This is a genomic window from Pelosinus propionicus DSM 13327, from assembly GCF_900114615.1.
Lineage (GTDB): Bacteria > Bacillota > Negativicutes > DSM-13327 > DSM-13327 > Pelosinus > Pelosinus propionicus.
Genome location: NZ_FOTS01000127.1, coordinates 1 through 1,301 on the forward strand (window position 1 = coordinate 1; position 1,301 = coordinate 1,301).

Here is a 1,301-nt window from a genome sequence, read left to right on the forward strand (position 1 = left end):
GAGGCGGCCAATACCCACATAACCGCTACAAGCGGGGCACATACTGCCTCTGCAATATCTAGCACCGCCACTGGTGATGTAGCAGCAACAAATGTACAGGCAGCCATAGCAGAGTTGGCGAGTGAGAAAGCAGCGTTGACAGGTGCAGATTTTGCAGGGGCGATAAACGAGGCATTTGCAACACTAGCAAGTGCTGCGACAACAGATATAGGAGCAGCAGCAGGAAATTTTATAAACATCACTGGGACAGCAACAATAACAAGTTTTGGCACACCAGCTACTGATGGTACTCGTAGAATACTTAGATTTGCGTCTAATGGGGTTGTTATTACCCATTCTGCAGCTTTAATTTTACCTGGATCATTAAATATAACAACAGTGGCTGGAGATATGCTCACAATGGTGTACAGAGATGGGGTTTGGAGATGTGCTAGTTATCAACCAATAGATAGAACTTTAAATTACAATAGGTTATCTGGGGGATCAATATATCATTATAAGGATTTAGTTGCATACAATAACTCTACAGGAACTGTTACTGGGACAATAAAAATTACCCTTCCTGTTAGTTGGACTAGTACTATGTTGCAAATAAGTATTAAAGGGTATAACCTTTCATCATCTACAAATAACTGGGACGCAGAATTGAGTGGATATAACTACACTTCCCCTGAATGGAACTCAATTTGTGTAACTCTGTCCCCTACCTGCCCTTTCACTTCTGTAAGATTTGGACATGACGGAACTTATTGTTGTATTCTATTAGGAACTACATCTTCCACCTGGATTCATCCAAAAATAGTTATCACTGATGTAATAGCAGGTCATACTAATTATGGATTATTTTCCTCTGGATGGGAAATATCAATGATTACAGATGAAACTGGAATAACAATAAGTAATACTCCCACACCTAATACCCTAGCCACGCTTGCCTCTCCAGTTTTTACAGGGACTCCTGCAGCTCCAACGGCAACAACAGGAACAAGCACAACACAGATTGCTACGACAGCCTTTGTTTCTGCTGCCGTCACGGATATTGCATACGACTCAGCCCATTCCTTTGCCGCGTCTATCGGATATCAAAAATTGAGTAATGGCTTAATCTTGCAATGGGGTAGAGCTACCTCATCACCTATTACTTTTCCGATTGCCTTTCCGACAGCGGTATGTAACATACAATTGTCGGAATATGGAGGTACAATGAGCTATACGTCAGAAACCAAAATTGAATCATTTACCCTTACAGGTTTTACAACCGGAGGGGATTTTCATACAGAAACACATTGGTTTGCAATAGG

At 41.5% G+C, this 1,301-nt stretch carries 1 protein-coding gene; it reads left to right on the plus strand.

Going from position 1 to position 1,301, the window contains the following annotated elements; all coding sequences use genetic code 11:
• On the plus strand, positions 1–1,301 hold a 1,301-nt coding region (locus BMZ99_RS25850; RefSeq protein ID WP_456107090.1), incomplete at both ends, for a gp53-like domain-containing protein.